This is a genomic window from Bartonella sp. AC329YNZD (assembly GCF_042196685.1).
Lineage (GTDB): Bacteria > Pseudomonadota > Alphaproteobacteria > Rhizobiales > Rhizobiaceae > Bartonella.
Genome location: NZ_JBHIQS010000004.1, coordinates 19,552 through 37,051, shown reverse-complemented (window position 1 = coordinate 37,051; position 17,500 = coordinate 19,552). Strand labels below are relative to the sequence as shown.

Sequence of the window (17,500 nt, the reverse complement as noted above, 5' to 3'; positions counted from 1 at the left end):
AAAATTCTCATTCATATCTTATTGACAAGAAATTTTTTCTTGTTAAAAGAATAATAGCTCTCATAGAAGATTTTTTTAGGTCAGAAAATTTAAGGGGCATATATTGACGACTTCCTATAGAGACATAGATTAATGTTCATAAACGGATTAGTTGAGTATTTATCCTGAAAATTATCAGCTATTTTATGAGGTGGGAAGCATGTATTTTGAAGTGTTTCAAGGAGTTCACAATCAATGGTACTGGCGTTTAATCTCGGGAGATGCACAAAAAATTGCTTTTTCAAGTAAAGGTTATCCAACAAAACAAGATATTCTTATGAATATTGAACAAATCAAAGAAATTACGCATAAGGCTCTTATCAGAGAATTGCAGTCCTGACATTCTTTACCATTAAGATAAGCATTTATTTTATATAATGGAGTTTTGAGTTATTTTGGTGATGAATGAAAAGTAACTGATTTTATCTCAATGAAAGAGAGCTTTTGTCTTATTTTTAACACGCGCAAATAACAGTAAATTTTTGCAGGTTGTATGTTTGTTTTCAAACATAATCAGATCTTTATAGCATCTATCAAGAGCCCCCCTCAAATTTTGTATTTTTCATAAAAAGCAAATGCACATGAAGATAAGATAAATCATAAATTAGGAATATGATTGCTCTCGCAGAGATTAATATCTTTTACGTTCATCTTCCTATTCTGTGTCCGATAGCATAACTGGCTTATCCACTTCATCTTCATAAAAAGAAAATATCTCTTTCTTTCTATTATCATGCAATTTTTATGCCTATTGGTTGAAGCTATCATAATATTTTTATATCCCAACACCTAAAAAGAACATACAAAATCGCTTTCAGTAATAATATAATATCACCACAACAATTGTTGAATCTTATATACAGATTTTTTTAATAACCTAGCATATCTATAAATCAGTGCATTATCATAAAATTTTATTTTATGATCAATGATACTCTATCTTATAAAATTAAATCTTTTCATAAGTCAGAGTAAACTTGAATATTTTGTTTCAATACAATTTCCCCACCAGCACTGTCATTTACTTCATTAAAGTTTATCTCTCTCATCACTCCAGTCTTTCTAAGACATTTTCAAAACCTTTAATGCATAAATTCGATACAAAAAATGAATATAGTTACTCTTTATCATTTTTAGATTGAAGTTCTTTTTGATATTTCTTTTCATTTTCTTCATATCGTTTAATTTGTTTTTTCAATTTTTCAATCGTTTGATCGCGTCTTTTAATCACCATATTCTGCTCTCTAATAGCTCTATTTCGTTCTTCAGTCATCTTCATAGAATCTCTTAAAAACTCATGCTTTATCCTTCTGGACTCCTCTTTTAAAGCTTTAACTTGACTACGATAATATAAAGAAAACCGAAATATAACTCCGCTGAACAACAAAACAACAACCATTGCTCCCCATAAAATTTCGTTTACACCCATTTAGATCTCCTTTAATTTCCGCTCAAGTAATCATCTTGACCAATTTCTTTGTTGCATCCTCAATCAAAAAAAGAATGCAATAAACCGGCATGTTCTAAGTGCGAACAATCACTCTCGGCATTCTTATTTTCTCTATTAAAACATTGATAAATGATGTAAAAATCACTCTGAAAGTGGCTAAATCCACACGCTCACACCAATTATTTGCGACATATTTATTGACACAAAATATATAAAATAAGGAATTTCAAACAAAACGAACGATGCAATAAAATCAACACATGCCTTCCTCAAACACTCCTATCTTCCTCTTGTACACCATGTGAAATTCTGCTACGTGTAGGTTCTTTTTCTTACAAAAATCTGCAGGGTTAAAAGCACAGCATTTCTGTAAAATTTGGCCCTCTTGTAAATCTTTACATCACGACAAACTAAAGCGTTTTCATAAACTCTAACCTTTCTATAATCACGAGCATCACCATAAACTTGAAAACATTGAACATTCAAAACTTGATCAAAAAAGAGCGCATTAGTTTAAACATATACATCTCCATTCACATGTAAATAATTATAAAACCTCCCCTTTCATAAACACGCGAATTCTTGCATCCCCCTACACAACCATATATTAACGTATTGTTATAAATAACAATATCCTTGTAAAGACAGACTTCATTATAACCGCAACATCATAAAAAATACATTCATTCTCATAAAACACATTGATCGAGTATATCCATCCTACCAAACCACCACCTTTGTGAATCAGATTATCTTCATGTTCAATAAAATACCTAAGATCACCTTTTTTGATATTTCCCAAATTTCTTAACGCACACACGCGATATACTAACTGATAGTGATCTAATTTATTACAATAAAGGAAAAATCAGCATTCTTTGCTTATGAATTTATATTTTTTTCTACAGCCATTACCCTATCTCTTAAGGCTCTAAAGCTTCATTATAGTCACATACCGCCTCAATGCAGAATTTTTTTACAAATGCTGATATCGGAGTATATCTTGATTTATCATATCGCTGCGTATACTATTATGATAAAATCTCATGAGTATGTGAGAGTGTATTACCGTTTTCGGTATACGCACTGATTTTGTCACATCGTCACAACCGTATAACTAAGCAACCATTTTTTATTGATTCGAATCTGAAAGTGTATGGAGACATTTTGTTATTAGTTAAAAACAACTCTATATGCCTCATAAGCGAAGAGCTCTGCATGGATATTCTCACGCTCCTTGTATCATATATTCTGGATTCGCAACGCAATATTAACGCTATAGCGTAAATATGTAAAGGTCTAAAAATGACACAGACTGAAAAAGATTGGTTCCAACGCTTAGTTGAATTGATAAAAAGTGACGGACGAACAATGATTGAAATAAGCAGAGCTGCAGGCTGTGGACAAAATTACGTCCAACAAATGATAAATGGAGGCAAGAGGCCTTCTGTAGATAAACTCATGGCTATTTTGAATACACTGGGAAATGCTAGTGCCATATATGTAATAACTGGTTTCAACATTTCCGATGAAGATTTAAAACTCATAACTTTGATTTCGTCTGGAGATAAAAAGAAGATTGAAGCTTTAAATGTTCTGTTGAATGAGCAGAATCTATAGAATTTTCTACTTTATCCAATATCGCTTGCTTTTGAGACGTCGATAGAGACTCCCATTTCACAATAATATCAGATAAAGCCGCTTCAAATTTTTTGTCATTCTTCATAGTCATACTCCATGTAGTCAAACTATTATAACGCTAAAGCGTTTAAAATATATCTCATACCTCAGAAAAAAATATTTGCAATAGGCAGTATGGAAGCAATTGTATACAAACTTATTTTATAAAATCAGATGAAGTTCTATTAGTCACGTACCATGGTGAAACAGAAAGCATCGCACGATCCAGACCTTCTTATGAAAATTGGTATGATCACTTTTATCAACAATGTGAATAATGTTACGCAAATCTTATGATTCGAACCAATAATAAATTAATGTGAAAATATCTCTTAAAACACTCCTGAACTCTCATATAAGAGAACATGAAAAAGCTCATTTCGAAAAGAATATATCATAATTTTGTTCTACATAGCACCATCTATGTTTTTTAAACAATATTACAAAGCAAGAATATCACAATGCTATAGGAATAAGTTCTTATAAAGAGCTGCACTACTTAAAACTCTGAAACAGTTTATAGAGAACCTCTCCTCTGAACACACCTTTGTAAACACTGATATAAATATCTATCATGGATAAAAATGGTAATAATTAAAAAAATAAAACGAATCATTCCCCATGATCTGTTTACGTAAATTGTATGCAGACTTACAATAAGAAATAAATTCCCATCCATAAATGGAGAATTATATTTTACAAAGTATGATCTTGAAGAAGAAGTGTATTTTTCCAACAAAAAGTCTCCTACCAATAATTTTTCATAAGAAAAGAAACTCATAACAAAGATCAAACTCTCTTCACAATCAATACAAGGAAAATTTTAGCAATACAAAAAAAGAGCTAAGTTTATCAAAATACGACCAATACCCGATGAGAATAAAATCAAAAAAGACCTTTGGTTCTTCAATAACAATTTGAATTACATGCTATATTTTGAGCATTAAACAGAAAATACATAAAGGCCCAAATGGTATTTTGACGAATTTTCCAACATCATAGAAAACATTCCTTACAGAATAATAAAATGCTTATTACAATAAAATTTGCATGATGCAAAGAAACACCAATAATCATTCAATGAGCTGTTCAAAGAGCAATTGATTAAATTCTTTTCCAGAGCACACTCAACCGTCACTATGAACAATATTTCTCACAATATCAAATAGAATTCCTTTCTTGGGAAAAAGAAAATATCAACAAATGTTATCATCGTTGCCCCCACGATACATATGAATGTCCATAGATCACATTCTCTTATACACTAACTTTTCATCACGATGATGCTATTCGAACGTCTAAAAGACATTAACATCATTTAGAAAAAAGCAAATTTACATTAAATGTTTTTTGAGCCATTTGTTCTGAACAGGTCCAATCTTTAAAATTGTCTCTATTAAGATCTGTTTATTTGCAAAACAAGTATAAATAAACTTATCCAATGAAGCTTTTAGCTTTCTATTTTTGAAGTACATCACACAGAAAAAGTACAAAACAGTACACGAATTAAGAAAATAAATAGCGACACATATCAGTTAATCAAAATACTAAAATGTTGCAAATGAGAGAACTTCTTTGATGAGACTAAAAAAACGTACCCTCACTTTATATTAAAGTGAGTGAGAGAAAAAACTGCAAAAAACAACGACTAAAGGCTTCTAGAATAAATAAATAAAAAATGAAAACGGTGGAATCTCAAAAATTTTATATAAGCGATCCATTTTTCTATTGGACATTCCCCTATTGGTGGGCCCGGAGGGACTCGAACCCCCAACCAAGCGGTTATGAGCCGCTGGCTCTAACCAATTGAGCTACAGGCCCCATATAGGTTGTTTCTCTCTAAACTAAAATGCCCTATGATACAAGAGCTGACCCAGATTATAACCAATCTTTTTCTCTTTTCTATTGGTTTTTTTTTCAGTACCCTAGTTTCTTTATAAGAACTCTTAAAAATGATAGAGAGTAGTCAACTGACAAATGTAAAGGAATAGATATGATAGAAAAGAAAACTCAACCACTGAAGGGGTCTCTGGTTAAAATAGCTCTATTAGCATTCACGCTCTTAGCCTCTTCATTGACTGTACGTGCTTATGCTGAAGAAAATAAAATAAAAAATGCAACGATTACAGTGACGGCAATCGGAGAAAGTCAGGCAGTACCGGATATGGCAATTATTAATCTCGCCGTTGTTACCCATGACAAAACAGCCCAAAAAGCTTTAGCTTCCAATAATCAATCTATCAATGATATTATAAAAGCTTTTAAAAACAATGGCATTCAAGCGAATGATTTGCAAACATCAGGCTTATCCATTTATCAGTCGAATCCTGATAACCACCACGAAAAAAAGAATAATGAAAAACTCTATCATGTTTCAAATTCTTTAACTGTCCGCATTCGTGATCTTACCAATGCTGGTAAAATCTTTGATCAAGCAATGACACTGGGGGTTAATTCAGTTAACGGTATTACGTTTACCAACGCAGATACGAAGCCATTTTATCAAGAAGCACGCAAAAAAGCCATTACTGAAGCCATTGAAAAAGCGCAAACGATAGCGCAAGCTGCCGATGTAAAATTAGGAAAAATTATTGAAATCAATGAAAAAGATGATTACTATCATCCAACACCGCGCCTCATGAGCAGAGCAGCAGATGCAAGCTACGCAAATACAAATTTTGCAAGCGGTGAATTAAATTATAACGTGAGTGTCACCGTAGTCTTTGCTATCGATTAAATGAGCAAGCATTGTATAAAACAATCATATCACTGGCCTTCACACAGAAGACCAGTAATATGAGCGAGGTAAGCTTCTTCAGATAATAATTCGTCTTCATAAACCTCTATTTGTCCACGTGCAGAAGCATGTGCGTAATGCACCGTCTGAGAATCCCCTGATACCAATGGATGCCACCACGGAAGATCTTCTCGCTCATAAACTAATCTATAAGCACAACTTTCTGGAAGCCAACGCGCCGTTTTAACTGTTGTAATGTCTAATGATATACAATCTGGTACGATTGAGTGACGATGAGCATAGTTTCGACACCTACAAGTTTCTCCATCTAAAAGACGACAAGCAATACTGGTTGCATAAAGGTCACCCGTATCATCGTCCTCAACTTTGTGGAGGCAACAACGACCACAGCCATCACAAAGGCTCTCCCACTCAGAAATGGAAATTTCTTCTAATTTTTTCACTTTCCAAAAGGGAAGTTTTCCACTCATAAACTCAAGCACACCTTTTTATTTAAAACGATCTATAAAAAACGAAAGAATTAAAAGTTTAATGTCTATAATTTCATATATTTCTGTGTGTTAAAAAGATTTAACTCAATGCATACTTAAATCATTTTCTTAAAATCTCTCTGAATAACAAGAGGATATTCAGAAAATATCTCAATAAATGAACATACTCTATTGAAATATCCCTTTGTAAGCTAACAAAGAATGCAATAGAATGTGCGCCTTGAAATGATAGAATAATTTCTGCAAAGAATACACCTTTCGCATCAAAAAGCCAGTATGCTGCAATAGCAGCACTATAAGTTTATTCTTAATACATCCCCTCTTTTAAGAAACAAATCGTTACACACAAGAGAATATTTTACCATTCATTTTTTTGAAAGACGACCACACCACTCTTTGCCCCATATCTGTTATTTTCAGAAAGAAAAATACAAAATCCCACCCCCCAGAAAAACATTAAATATCATCAACTTTCTAGGTTATTCAAAGTCACCTCATATTTTTCTTTTTTTTTCAAAAAATCATCCAAGTACAAGGGAATAACACTTCCCCCTTTATTAAGAAGAAAGGAGAAAATTTCAAAATGCATGAATTTCTTTATTTAAGAATCAAGAAAACTGCGCAACTTTCGCGAACGACTAGGATGTTTCAATTTACGAAGTGCCTTTGCTTCAATCTGACGAATACGCTCTCTTGTAACTGAGAATTGTTGTCCCACTTCTTCCAATGTATGATCGGTATTCATCCCTATTCCAAACCGCATCCGCAAAACACGTTCTTCTCGTGGTGTTAATGAAGCAAGAACACGTGTTGTCGTATCTCGAAGATTAGCCTGAATAGCTGCATCAATCGGCAATAAAGCATTTCTATCCTCAATAAAATCACCCAAATGGGAATCATCCTCATCACCAACCGGTGTTTCAAGTGAAATAGGTTCTTTTGCAATTTTAAGAACCTTTCGCACTTTTTCTAACGGCATAGAAAGCTTGCTAGATAACTCTTCTGGTGTTGGTTCTCGTCCAATTTCATGGAGAATCTGACGCGAGGTACGAACGATTTTGTTAATTGTTTCAATCATATGAACAGGGATACGAATAGTCCGTGCCTGATCAGCAATTGAACGCGTAATAGCCTGACGAATCCACCATGTCGCATAAGTCGAAAACTTGTAGCCGCGCCGATATTCAAACTTATCCACAGCCTTCATCAAACCGATATTGCCTTCTTGAATAAGATCAAGAAACTGCAAACCACGATTAGTGTATTTTTTTGCAATTGAAATGACAAGACGCAAATTAGATTCTACCATCTCTTTTTTGGCAATTGTTGATTCGCGTTCACCTTTTTGCACCTGCATAACAATCCGACGGAATTCACCAATTGAAATAGCCGTTTCTTGTGCAAGATTTTGTATTTCACTCCGCAATTTTTGAATTTCTTTTGCTTCACGCATCGAAAATTCTTTCCAACCAGGTGTAGGTAAAGTGGCAATATAATTCATCCAATCTGCATCCAATTCACGTCCTTGGTATTCTTTTAAAAAATCCTCATGGCCAATTCCATAGCTATTGGCAATCCGTTTCAGCTTACCTTCATTCTGAATCAATCTCTTATTGATGTCATAAAGCTGTTCAACCAAAGCTTCGATACGATTTTGGTTCAAAGAAAGAGATTTTACGGCTTGAATCAAAGCACCCTTTAATTGAATATATTTTTTCTTCTGAGAAGATGTAAGAGCTCCCTCTTTACGCTCTGCCAAACTGCTTTCAACATGCTGATCTTGCAATTTTCGTAATTTTACATAGGTTTGAGCAATAAAATCCAATGTTTCCATAACTTGAGGACAAAGTTCATTTTCCATTGCCGCAAGTGATAAGTTAACATCGTCCTCGTCTTCTTCTTCATCTTCCTCAATGTTTCTCTCTCCTATGCTCTCCCCCATATTATGTATACCAGAAGACATTTTTTCTTCTTTTGTCTTATCCACTTCACTTCTCTCAATAACAGGAGCCTGCTTTGCTTCTGGACCAGCATAAGTAGTTTCAAGATCAATAATTTCGCGAAGAAGAATACGCTGTTCTTTTAACTCGTCACGCCAAATAATAAGAGCCTGAAAAGTCAAAGGGCTCTCACAAAGTCCGGCAATCATTGTCTCACGCCCTGCTTCAATACGCTTAGCAATGGCAATTTCGCCTTCCCGTGAAAGAAGCTCAACAGCCCCCATTTCACGCAAATACATACGCACCGGATCATCGGTGCGATCTGTTACTTCGCGCTTATTCGTTGTCGTTGCAATTGCGTAACTAGAGGACTCTACTAAATCACCGCCTTCTACAGTAACTTCCTCTTCATAGTTTTCGGCATCAACTTCATCCTCATCATCCACAACATTAACCCCCATCTCAGAGAACATCGCCAAGATATCTTCAATTTGTTCGGATGTAACCTCTTCAGACGGAAGAACTGCATTAAGTTCATCCATCGTTACGTAACCATTTTTTTTGGCAAGTTTAATCATTTTCTTGATGGCATCATCAGAAAAATCAAGAAGAGGGCCATCTAAACTCGCTTGGCTTTTTACTTCTGCATTATCTTTCTGTTTAACCTTTGTTGCCATACCATAACTCCACTCGATCACGCCATAGTTTCTATGTGACCAGCTTTTTTGTTCTCACTTCAATCACCCAATAGTTTCTCATATATATTTCTTAAGAGATTACTATTAGAAAGAATACATTTTGTATACACCTTGTCATTCAGACAAAAACGCGGGAAAACTCCAGAAGTTTCCCCGACACCTCTCAGCCCTTCTGAGATAATTTCTGTACCCTATCGTAAGAACCAATTTCCCGCTTTTCCTAAAATTTGCCCGCTTTTTCTAGAATTTAATCATCACCTTTATGAAAATATTACTCCACATAAAACTTCCTTATCTAAAATTTAAGTGACTGATTCGCATTAAAAAAGCGAATCATTTTATCGTATCTTGTGCATTCCCGTCTATTTTTTCATCCAACCAACTTCCAAACCCTTCAATTAACGCTTCTGTTGCCTGCATCTGCTCCAGCTCATTTTTTATCTCACGAAGCAGATCAAAAACCTCACTCTTAGGATTTTCTACAAGTTGCTCTTCAATATCCTGTAACCTTTTATGTAGGTGGTGTTCTTGAAGATGCAAGTAGACAGCTTGTTTTAATATAGCACGTGCATCTTCTATAGGGGCTCCACTAAAGATAATACGCATACCAATATTTTGCACAAGATGTTTCATACGCTCTAACAGAGCCTTTTGCCCTCTTTTTTCCAAGAACGCAACCATTGTCTCTTTATCATGAAGCTGCTGATTGCCAAGAATTTCCAACATAGCTTGATGAAAACACATCAATTGAGTATTTTTTAATTCTAACTCAGAAAGAATCTCAAAATTTTCATACCACAACTCAGGATAGTAAGCTAAAGTGAGTAAAATCACTGCTTCGCGCACAGGAATAGCTTGCGAAGAATTTCGTACTATTTCAGAATTTGCTAACAGAGAAAAGGATTGCTCTTTAAAAATCCTATTTGGCGAAGACAGATCATATCTTCCTCCTCCATTTTTTTTAGAAAAAGAGGGACGAAAAAAATCAAAAAGGCGTTTTTTTACATCTTGCAAATAATAACGACGAACATCTTCATCCTTAATCGTAAAAATTTGTTGTTTTAGGTGTTTTTCCAGAGCTGCTCGTGTCTCTGGAGTTTCAAAATGCTTTCCATAGGTAGCACGCCACCATAAAAGCTCACTCAAAGGAATTGCTTTTTGCAAAAAAGAAGAAAAAAGCTGTGCACCACCAGCACAAACAATTTCGTCAGGATCTTTTCCTTGCGGCAACAAAACAAAGCGTACACAAACCCCAGCCTTTAAAAGAGGCAACACACGATCTGCAACACGAAAAGCAGCTTTTAAACCCGCATCATCACCATCAAAACACAAAATAGGCTCCTTCCCCATCTGCCATAAAAGCTCAATTTGTGCTTCCGTTAATGCTGTCCCTAAGGGTGCTACAACTCCTTCAAAACCAGCTTTAGTCAATGCAATAACATCCATATACCCCTCAACAACAAGGAGTGAATGAATTTTCTCATCGCCAACAAAGCGACTATTTTTGCGCGCCGACGCCGCGTTATAAAGTATATTTCCTTTATGAAACAGCATTGTTTCAGGGCTATTGAGATATTTTGCTCGTGTATCTTTCTCTAATGCACGCCCTCCGAAAGCCACCACACGTCCGCGCAAATCTTCGATAGGAAACATAATGCGATTTCTAAATCGGTCATAAGAATCCGCGCTCTCCTCATGCACTGAGAGAAGCCCACATTCTTCCATTTGCTTGATTGAAATGCCACGTGCACTCAAAGCTTCTTTCAAAGCTGTACGCCTTACCGGTGCAAAACCAATGCGGAAACGCTCTACAAGCTCTGGTGTAACACCACGTGCATCCAGATAACGACGTGCTTGTGCACCTCCTTTATCGCGTAAATTATATTGAAAAAAATCTGTAGCAATTTTCATCACATCATAAAGGTCAGCTTTTTCCAGTTGACGCTGATGACTTTGTGAATCCAAAATAGGGAGTTTCATTCCCGCAAAATCAGCCAAACGCTCTACACTTTCTGAAAAGTGCAGTCCATCAAGCTCACACAAAAAGGTAAAAATATCTCCACTTACACCACAACCAAAACAATAATAGCGCCCTTTATGATCATCACAATGAAAACTTGGCGTTTTTTCACCATGAAATGGACAACAACACCAAAAGTCTCCCCGTGAAGGCTTACTTTTTCGAGGATCAAAATCCACCCGTTGACCAATTACTGTTGAAATTGGGAGTCTCGTACGCAGTTCATTAAGGAAATCGGGCGGAAAACGCATTATCTCTCACAGAGTTTAAAAATTCTTTTTTGCATATTTAACGACTTTAGAGCATAATTCCAATACTTCCTCTTAAAGCAGTTGTAAAATTTTAAACCCTCAACTGCATATATTTTTAGAAATGGAGAATAAAAAGTGATCGAATTTATTGCTCAATATCCGTGGTTAGAGGCTATTTCTTGGCTTGTTATTCTTACTATAGCTGCCCTTTTAGTGAACTTTCTAGGACGAAAATTACTTATTCACGGAGCAAAAAAACTCTCTTCTTTTCTCCCCAAAAATACAACGATCGATATTAATAATGCTATTCAATACATAGCGGATATCATTTCAGCTTTTATTCTTTCAATTGGTGTTAATTTTATCTCAACATTGCCCGATGCATTTAGCACTGTCATCGGTAATGTTGCCAACGCCTTCATTATCTTCTTTGTCGTCCTGACAATTTCTTCCTGTCTCAATGTCATTAACATCCTTTACGAACAACGACCAACAGCACGACTAAAACCAATAAAAGGTTATATTCAAATTGCTAAAATTGCACTTTTTGCTGTTGCAACAATTTTAATGGTCGCTACATTAATTGACCGCTCCCCTCTTATTCTCTTCTCCGGTCTTGGTGCAATGGCCGCGGTTCTCATGTTAATTTTTCAAGATACGCTTCTTTCTCTCGTTGCCGGTATTCAAATTTCATCCACTGATATGGTGCGTGTTGGGGATTGGATTGAAATCCCCAATCTCGGTGCCGATGGTGATGTTATTGAAATTGCCTTGCATACTGTTAAAGTTCAAAATTTCGACAACACCATCACCTCAGTTCCTATCCGTAAACTTGTGACCGACCCTTTTAAAAATTGGCGTGGAATGCAAGAATCGGGTGGAAGACGCATCAAACGCTCTCTTTTTATTGATCAATCAAGTATCCATTTTCTCACAAAAGAAGAACAAAAATATCTTTCCCGATTTAATTTATTAGAAAATTATTTCACGCAAAAAGTAGCAGAAATTGATCAATGGAATGCTCAATTAGATAAAAATCATGATGTCTTAGCCAATACACGCCGTTTAACCAACATTGGAACTTTTCGTGCTTATGTTTTTGCTTATCTACAACAGCATCTAAACATCAATCCTAATATGACCCTCATGGCACGACAATTACCTCCTACAGAAAATGGTTTACCTTTAGAAATCTATTGCTTTACGAACACCACCGTTTGGATAGACTATGAACAAATTCAAGGCGATATCTTTGATCACCTTTATTCCATTCTGCCCTGTTTCGGTCTAAAGGTTTTTCAAAATCCAAGCGGTTATGATTTTAATCAAGTATTAAAAGCAAAAGTAAAATAAAAACAATAAACTTCAATTTATTAATTTGAGGCAACCACATTCACAACAACAAAGAAAGAATAAAGTATCATGAATGGTTCATTGGTACTCCTTCATCTTGCCGGCGCTATTTCTTTACTTCTCTGGGCCACACGCATGGTGCGCACAGGAGTTGAACGCGCCTATGGTGACAGACTTAAATATAAAATGTGCCACGTCGTTTCAAAACCATTGTTTGCCGTAAGTTTTGGGCTTTTTACAGCAATGATTTTACAAAGCTCTACAGCAATAACACTCCTCGTTGGCTCTTTCGTTGAATCTGGTTTTGTCTCTGGAGTAGCAGGACTTATGGCTGTACGCGGAGGAGAATTAGGATCAGCAATCGTTGTAAAAATCCTAACCTATGATCTCACACTTGTGGTGCCCCTTTGTCTTTTAATTGGCACTTGTATCTTCATGACAACAGAAAAACGTGAATGGCGTCAAATAGGACGTATTATCATCGGTATTGGTCTTTTGATTTTATCTTTAGAAATGATAAGTACAGCGACAGAGCCTTTACGTGAAAGCGAAATTTTGCCTAGCATCATTCGTTATCTTTCAACCGATCCTGTTTCCACTTTTTTGTTGGCTGCTGGCTTAACCTACCTCTTACATTCATCTATTGCAGGAATCATTTTGCTGGTCAATTTTGCCAATTACGATCTTATCCATACGCAACTCTGTGTTGTCATGGTTCTTGGTGTCAACTTTGGCTCTTCTCTTATAGCACCACTTTTAACGCGCAACGCCTCTCCTAATACTCGCCTCGTTCCCTTAGGAAATTTACTCATGCGTGGAGCAGGGTCAATCCTTATACTTATCTTATTTCTCTCCTTTCAACCACCCATCACATGGCTTGGCAATAACGCCCCTACTCAAGTGATTAATGCCCATATCATTTTTAATGTTTTCATTCTCCTTGCTGGAATACCTCTTTCAAAGTGGGTTTTAAAATTAACCACTCAGATCGTGAATATAAGTGCAAAAAAAACGCAAACCGATAAAACGCTCAATTTATCCGATCAAACAGCTCTTGATGATAGTGTTCTTGAACGCCCAACTCTCGCCCTCTCGAATGTCATGCGTGAAGTCATTCATATTTGTGATCTTGTAGACATCATGCTAGAAAAAATTATGGGACTTTATGAAAAGCCTGATCCCAATATTATTCGTGAACTCAACCAACTCAACACCATATTGGACAAAAAACATATCGCCATCAAACTTTATCTTGCACGATTAGCGGGACAAAAATTATCTGACGAAGAAGCTCTTCAAACGCAAGAACTTCTAGGTGCCTGTATAAAATTAGACCAAGCAGGCGATATCATTATTCACAATATGTTGATGCTGGTTAAAAAGAAACAACAAAAAGGTTTACAGTTCAGCAGCGAGGGCTGGAGTGACCTCCTTCGTTTCCACGCCATTGTACTAGCCAACGCGCATATAGCATTTAACGTTCTCGTCTCACGTGATACACACACTGCACACCTATTGGTACAAAAAAAAGATCAACTACGAAACTTAGAAAAAGAGATGAGTTTAAAACATTTTAAACGTCTGCGTGAAGGGGATCTCAAAAATGTAGAATCATCCAGTCTTCATCTTGACACTGTGCGCGACCTCAAACAAATCAACTCTCTTTTGACCTCAATGATCTACCCCATTTTAGAAGAACAGGGACTTCTTCAAAGTTCTCGTCTACGCAACCCTGTTGAAGAACAAACAGAAAAATCTTAAAATTTTAAAATAACTTGAATAAGAAATGCATCTCATCTATCATTAAATTTTGAACATTCAAATACCTTGATCAAAATATCAATTTAGTAAAAATATTTTATCTATTTGACATTTTAAATGAATTTTCTTCATCGTAAATTTCTTCCATTTAAAATCTACTCATGATGAATTCCTCAAAGTCATTTGCTTGCACATTACAAACAAAGTAGCATATAGAATAGAACTCTTGAAGAAAGACGTCAAAATACCTAACCATCTCAAAGCCAAAACTGTTCAAAACATAAAGAGATGGTCAAGAGCATGACAGTTGCAATCTAAACCCACCTTGTAAAAAGGGAACCGCTTCACAGTAGCAACGAAACAGAAATACTCTATAAGGAATACAAAACCTCACAAAAATGCAATGTTTATATCAAGATTGGTAGAGGTTCAACCTATACAGCCACGCTATAACCTGTCAACGAAACAGTTTTCATTTTAAACATCATTGATATCAATTGGCAAGCTCCAAACTTTTAAATATCCATTTTACTTATTACTTTAATCACAATTGTCTTTTAAATGTAAGAGAGAGCTTAAAAAGCTTATAAATACACTTTATGAATTCTTAAAACATTTTCACTAATATTTTCTTCTTTTATTCATATTTCTCAATTAATTAATTTGTTTATAAATTAAAATGTATTATATAATTTATACTTATTAAGTATTATATATAATATAAATGTGAGTATTATTTTAATATAAAGGAAATTAATAAGTAAAATCTCTAACAGAAATATCCTTTCCACTGGGTAAAAAAAGAATAAACCTTGATTTTTACAAAGTTTACTCTAGTTACAATTTAAATTCAGGCAAAGGAGGGTATCATGGAAAATGCAAACATCGGTTGGATTGCAGCTATTATTATCGGCGGGATTGCAGGTTGGGCTGCACAATATATTATGAAAAGCCAAACAGGAATATTATTAAATATTATCTTAGGGATTATTGGCGCTGCGCTAGCGAGCTTTCTTTTTAGTCTTTTAGGTGTAAGTTTTGCTGGTTGGCTTGGCTATCTTATTTCAGGTTTTATAGGAGCCTGTATTCTTATATGGATAGGAGAAAAAATTCGATCATAGAGTATCTATTTTTACACTTTTGGGGATTCAATACAAAACTAGGAAACAACTAGCAGAGTTTGAAATATTCCCCTGTAACTTGTTGTTACTAATTTTGATATGATGGTGAGATGCTTAAGCTGCGATTTTAGGCATACACCATCACCGTATTATAAAACCAAATGCAGTAAAGAACTTTATAACGCACCATTTCATACCTATATAAACTTACGCATATCAAGAGAGATATGTTGCGTTACTTTAACGAAATACGAACTTATTTTTGTACCACGTGCGCAAATCCAGCTTATCTCACTGTAATAACAATTCATAAGGTTACAAAAATCACTAACGATGATTAAAGATTCTACCGTATAATGCTTAATACCTATACACTTTATCAACAATACCCTTTTTACCGAAAAACTCGAAGAGCTTTTTTGCATCTTAAGAAATAAAGAGAGATGGCAAGAACAAAATGATAAAGAAATTTTTCCTAATCTGTGAAATAAAATAGTATCTAAAATAAATATAACACTTAAATTATGATTTGTTTTTAATTTATTTTTAATAATAAAAATATATAAGTAAACATGAATAATATTAATATAACTTTATTATAGAATTACTACATATTATGTGATGTAATATTTCAAAATTTTAACAATATAATATATTTTAAATTTTATAAAAATATATGCATTAATATAAACTTCTTTATTATAAAGAATACGATCACCTTTACATCTCAATTCAAAAGATTTGAATATCTCTTCACTTTCTAAAGTATAAAATAAAGTTTTGTTCCTCTTAAAACTTCCTCTTTATATCATCTTGCATAGATGAATTTTTAGCTCTTCTTTATATGTGTTACAAACGAATTTTAAAACACGAAACATTTTTCCCATTGCTCTCATGCGATAAAGAAATTTCCGTAACACATTGTGAAAGCGCCTTGAACAAAACATAATACTTTATTTTACTTTTTTAAATGAAAATAATCCTATAATATATACTTCCTGCATATCTTCTTTTAAAGACCTTTGCTTTCGATTTTCCCTTTGATATCTTCCTGTTAAAATCTTGCTGCTTTTATACTCCTTGTATTACAATAGAGCTATCTATTTAACCCAACATAACATATGGAATAAGACTTTAGCTGTGGAGTAAAACGATGTCTTATCTTGAAGATTCCATCTTACCACCTCTAAAGTGGTTTTCTGATCAAAGTCCTCCAATACCAGAAAACGTTCGCAATTGGCTCATGGAATCGGGCTCAATGACGCTTCGATTAAAGAAATATTGTACCTGCCTCCAAGTTCAACCACAACGCGAATGTTTTATTACGCGAGATAAATTAACAGAAGAAGCAGAGCATATCCCCGAAAGTGCGCGTTATTGGCTACGTGAAGTCATATTAATGGGAGATAATAAACCTTGGCTCCTTGGACGCACTGTAATTCCACAAGAAACCCTCCTACACAATCAAGCCTTAATGCATTTGGGAACTGTACCTCTAGGACATTATTTATTTAACAATGACAAATTAACCCGCGATTACATTCATATTGGTCAACAAGGTGCGCTATGGGCACGTCGTTCCCGCTTGCGGTTAACGGATAAGCCATTGTTGCTAACTGAACTATTTTTAACAGATTCACCACTGTATCCCCACAAATAGAGGTTACTCATTTGATTCTGCATAATTTATAGATTTTATATAGCTTATAAGGGATTTAATCAGAGAAAAGAATTTCAAAATTATCTCAAGAACACATTACAAACAAAGGCTTCTTTTCAAAAGATCTTTTTATTTCATAAACTCAACTTAAAAATCTCTTCCCTAGAAAAAACGTTTTAAAGTTTTGATTTTCTTATCATTAAAACCAGTACTTGAATTAAAAAGATACACACCATATTGATAAAACCATCTATATTTAAATTTCTTGCTGAATAATC

12 protein-coding genes and 1 tRNA gene are annotated in these 17,500 nt (G+C 34.7%); 7 read left to right on the top strand and 6 right to left on the bottom strand.

Annotated features, from left to right (window positions below):
- Positions 1-199 precede the first annotated feature (199 nt).
- Positions 200-379, top strand: a complete 180-nt coding sequence (locus ACFIMW_RS03410) for a YegP family protein (protein WP_375608224.1) — start codon at positions 200-202, stop codon at positions 377-379.
- Positions 380-1,156: 777 nt separating this feature from the next.
- On the opposite strand, the gene ACFIMW_RS03405 is transcribed toward ACFIMW_RS03410, so the two are convergent.
- Positions 1,157-1,468: a hypothetical protein gene (locus ACFIMW_RS03405; RefSeq protein ID WP_375608223.1), complete on the bottom strand. Its 312-nt coding sequence runs from the start codon at positions 1,466-1,468 to the stop codon at positions 1,157-1,159.
- A 1,326-nt stretch (positions 1,469-2,794) separates the two neighbouring features.
- Here ACFIMW_RS03405 and ACFIMW_RS03400 point away from each other — a divergent pair.
- Complete coding sequence (locus ACFIMW_RS03400; protein ID WP_375608222.1) at positions 2,795-3,109, top strand: helix-turn-helix domain-containing protein; 315 nt, start codon at positions 2,795-2,797, stop codon at positions 3,107-3,109.
- Here the strand turns inward: ACFIMW_RS03400 and ACFIMW_RS03395 are convergent.
- Positions 3,033-3,215: a hypothetical protein gene (locus ACFIMW_RS03395; protein ID WP_375608221.1), complete on the bottom strand. Its 183-nt coding sequence runs from the start codon at positions 3,213-3,215 to the stop codon at positions 3,033-3,035. The two genes, ACFIMW_RS03400 and ACFIMW_RS03395, sit on opposite strands and share 77 nt — an antisense overlap.
- Positions 3,216-4,913: 1,698 nt before the next feature.
- Positions 4,914-4,990 (bottom strand) — tRNA-Ile (locus ACFIMW_RS03390).
- A gap of 172 nt (positions 4,991-5,162) precedes the next feature.
- Between ACFIMW_RS03390 and ACFIMW_RS03385 the strand changes: the two genes are divergently transcribed.
- Entirely contained in the window at positions 5,163-5,906 is a 744-nt protein-coding gene (locus tag ACFIMW_RS03385) for an SIMPL domain-containing protein (RefSeq protein WP_375608220.1), read from the top strand.
- Between the two features lie 29 nt (positions 5,907-5,935).
- On the opposite strand, the gene ACFIMW_RS03380 is transcribed toward ACFIMW_RS03385, so the two are convergent.
- From ACFIMW_RS03380 to dnaG, 3 genes are all read right to left on the bottom strand, one after another.
- Positions 5,936-6,397 carry a YcgN family cysteine cluster protein gene (locus ACFIMW_RS03380; RefSeq protein WP_375608219.1) on the bottom strand — a complete coding sequence of 154 codons (462 nt, stop codon included), beginning with the start codon at positions 6,395-6,397 and terminating at the stop codon, positions 5,936-5,938.
- A gap of 622 nt (positions 6,398-7,019) precedes the next feature.
- A complete protein-coding gene (gene rpoD, locus ACFIMW_RS03375; RefSeq protein ID WP_375608218.1) occupies positions 7,020-9,035 on the bottom strand; it encodes an RNA polymerase sigma factor RpoD in 2,016 nt (671 codons plus the stop codon).
- Positions 9,036-9,389: 354 nt separating this feature from the next.
- On the bottom strand, positions 9,390-11,327 hold the full coding sequence (dnaG, locus tag ACFIMW_RS03370; protein WP_375608217.1) for a DNA primase: 1,938 nt from the start codon (positions 11,325-11,327) through the stop codon (positions 9,390-9,392).
- A gap of 135 nt (positions 11,328-11,462) precedes the next feature.
- Here dnaG and ACFIMW_RS03365 point away from each other — a divergent pair, with 135 nt between their 5' ends.
- From ACFIMW_RS03365 to ubiC, 4 genes are all read left to right on the top strand, one after another.
- Positions 11,463-12,680: a mechanosensitive ion channel family protein gene (locus tag ACFIMW_RS03365; RefSeq protein WP_375606944.1), complete on the top strand. Its 1,218-nt coding sequence runs from the start codon at positions 11,463-11,465 to the stop codon at positions 12,678-12,680.
- A gap of 69 nt (positions 12,681-12,749) precedes the next feature.
- The gene (locus ACFIMW_RS03360; RefSeq protein ID WP_375608216.1) at positions 12,750-14,441 is read left to right on the top strand and encodes a Na/Pi cotransporter family protein; all 1,692 of its coding nucleotides are present in this window, start codon (positions 12,750-12,752) and stop codon (positions 14,439-14,441) included.
- Positions 14,442-15,310: 869 nt separating this feature from the next.
- Positions 15,311-15,562: a GlsB/YeaQ/YmgE family stress response membrane protein gene (locus ACFIMW_RS03355; RefSeq protein ID WP_375606942.1), complete on the top strand. Its 252-nt coding sequence runs from the start codon at positions 15,311-15,313 to the stop codon at positions 15,560-15,562.
- A 1,153-nt stretch (positions 15,563-16,715) separates the two neighbouring features.
- A complete protein-coding gene (gene ubiC / locus ACFIMW_RS03350; protein WP_375606941.1) occupies positions 16,716-17,222 on the top strand; it encodes a chorismate lyase in 507 nt (168 codons plus the stop codon).
- Positions 17,223-17,500 lie beyond the last annotated feature (278 nt).

What these genes read in the sequence shown, in the direction of transcription:
- ACFIMW_RS03410 (WP_375608224.1), top strand. Translation starts at nt 200, where the DNA reads ATGTATTTTGAAGTGTTTCAAGGAGTTCACAATCAATGGTACTGGCGT.
- ACFIMW_RS03405 (WP_375608223.1), bottom strand. Translation starts at nt 1,468, where the DNA reads ATGGGTGTAAACGAAATTTTATGGGGAGCAATGGTTGTTGTTTTGTTG.
- ACFIMW_RS03400 (WP_375608222.1), top strand. Translation starts at nt 2,795, where the DNA reads ATGACACAGACTGAAAAAGATTGGTTCCAACGCTTAGTTGAATTGATA.
- ACFIMW_RS03395 (WP_375608221.1), bottom strand. Translation starts at nt 3,215, where the DNA reads ATGAAGAATGACAAAAAATTTGAAGCGGCTTTATCTGATATTATTGTG.
- ACFIMW_RS03385 (WP_375608220.1), top strand. Translation starts at nt 5,163, where the DNA reads ATGATAGAAAAGAAAACTCAACCACTGAAGGGGTCTCTGGTTAAAATA.
- ACFIMW_RS03380 (WP_375608219.1), bottom strand. Translation starts at nt 6,397, where the DNA reads ATGAGTGGAAAACTTCCCTTTTGGAAAGTGAAAAAATTAGAAGAAATT.
- rpoD (WP_375608218.1), bottom strand. Translation starts at nt 9,035, where the DNA reads ATGGCAACAAAGGTTAAACAGAAAGATAATGCAGAAGTAAAAAGCCAA.
- dnaG (WP_375608217.1), bottom strand. Translation starts at nt 11,327, where the DNA reads ATGCGTTTTCCGCCCGATTTCCTTAATGAACTGCGTACGAGACTCCCA.
- ACFIMW_RS03360 (WP_375608216.1), top strand. Translation starts at nt 12,750, where the DNA reads ATGAATGGTTCATTGGTACTCCTTCATCTTGCCGGCGCTATTTCTTTA.
- ACFIMW_RS03355 (WP_375606942.1), top strand. Translation starts at nt 15,311, where the DNA reads ATGGAAAATGCAAACATCGGTTGGATTGCAGCTATTATTATCGGCGGG.
- ubiC (WP_375606941.1), top strand. Translation starts at nt 16,716, where the DNA reads ATGTCTTATCTTGAAGATTCCATCTTACCACCTCTAAAGTGGTTTTCT.